General features: G+C 55.5%; 1 protein-coding gene. It reads right to left on the bottom strand.

Features of this window, described 5'->3' with window-relative positions:
• Nucleotides 1-126: 126 nt before the first annotated feature.
• On the bottom strand, nt 127-1,542 hold the full coding sequence (locus tag HMPREF1986_RS02680; RefSeq protein ID WP_036598961.1) for an undecaprenyl-phosphate glucose phosphotransferase: 1,416 nt from the start codon (nt 1,540-1,542) through the stop codon (nt 127-129).
• Between the last annotated feature and the right edge of the window lie 206 nt (nt 1,543-1,748).

The following is a 1,748-nucleotide window of genomic DNA, read 5'->3' as shown; positions in this document are numbered from 1 at the left end:
TGTCCTAAAGTCTCGCTTCCTCTCCCATGCAAGCATGTCGTGGAAGCAGACTTTCGACACTGGAATCATATCATAATGTCGACGGGCGGAATTGTCAATTCGGGCGCGGCTCAGGAAAGTCTTTTCTCAGTATGCGTTTTTGTTCACGAAGCCTCTAAAGATCGTGAGGAATAGGATGCGGATGTCCAGCCCCAGAGTCCAGTTTTCGATATACCAAAGGTCATAGCGGATGCGTTCCGGTATGGAGGTATCCCCGCGGAGGCCGTTCACCTGCGCCCAGCCGGTCATGCCGGGCCTTACCTGATGCTTTACCATATAGCGGGGGATCTCCTCCCGGAACATTTCCACAAACTGGGTTCTCTCCGGCCTCGGTCCCACGAGGGACATCTGTCCCATCAGGACATTGAAAAGCTGGGGGAACTCGTCGATGGAGGTGCGCCGGATAAATTTCCCGATGCCCGTAACTCTGGGGTCCCCCGGTGTCGTCCAGCCGTTTTTCTCCTCCTCCGGTTTTTGCTGGACCATGGAACGGAACTTATACATCATAAAAGGGCGATTGTGGCGACCGACCCTCTCCTGCCGGAAGATCACAGGTCCCGGGGACCCGAGCTTGATGAGCAGAGCCACCGTCAGCATAATGGGACTGAAGATGAAGAGCGCGGCAAGAGATCCCGCGATATCCATCGCCCGCTTCATAGCGGCATTGAGGGGATCCGTCAGCGGGACATTTCGAATATTGATGACGGGCAGCCCGTCCATATCCTCTGTCATCGGCTTTGAGTGAATCACGTTCTGATAATCCGGGATGAATTTTGTGTGAACACCGGATTTCTCGCAGACGGAGACGATCCCGGCAAGCTTCTCATAGGCCGCAAGGGGAAGGGTGATCGCAATCTCATCGATCGTATTTTTCGAGAGAAGCTCCGACAGTGCAGTGATCTTTCCGATCACTTTGACATCGCGGTAGGAGCTCCCGGTGTCGGCCAGATCATCGACAATCCCATAGATATGATAGCCCCAGTCGGGATTCCTCCGACAGGCGTCGATGAAACGGTCCGAGACCTCCGAGAAGCCGACCAGCAGGATATGCTTCTGATTAAAGCCGCGCTTCCGAAGCCCCGACAGGATCCTGCGGATTCCAAAGCGCTCCAGCGTAGTGAAAAAGACATTGATCGCGAAGAAGAGGGCGATCATCCTCGCGCTGAAGTGATCCAGATAGAGCGTCTTTCGAAAAGCGAAGAGCAGTGAAGCGGAGAGCAGCACTCCCACACCGTTCGCCTGGAGGATCCGGATAAAAGCTGCCTTTCGGCCCATCGTCCGCTTCGGGCGGTAGAGCCCGAAGATCCAGTAGAGGAAGAGAAAGGCCGGGATCAGGAAAAAGAGCGCGCTGAAATAAACCCGCGGCGGAAGTACACCATGCCCCTCCGGGAATATCGGCGACTCGATCGCGAAGTACCATGCCAAACCGTAGGACCCCGCCAGCACCAGTGCGTCCAAGAGGACATGGAGCTGATTCAGCTGTCTTTGCTTATCCCTGATCATATCCGGAATTATACAATAATCCGCCCATGACCCGCAAGCGTAGAAGTCTGCCATCAGGCAGACTCGGAGCACTTCCGATTCCTGTCGCCGATCTGACGTTTTGTCTGCCGAAAAGCAGGCCGTCTGACGCCCCGGCGCTTAGCGATTTGGTTCCTCAAAATCGCTTACGCGCCGCTGGTCGCGGCAGTCGGAGCGAGAGCGTCCTG

Origin of the sequence: Oribacterium sp. oral taxon 078 str. F0263 (assembly GCF_000469565.1) — a bacterium.
GTDB lineage: Bacteria > Bacillota > Clostridia > Lachnospirales > Lachnospiraceae > Oribacterium.
Note: the sequence above shows the minus strand (reverse complement) of the source record. Positions and strands in the feature narration are given on the sequence as shown.

Bases quoted from the DNA above. Each gene is read 5' to 3' on its own strand.
- HMPREF1986_RS02680 (WP_036598961.1), bottom strand. From the start codon at position 1,542: ATGATCAGGGATAAGCAAAGACAGCTGAATCAGCTCCATGTCCTCTTG.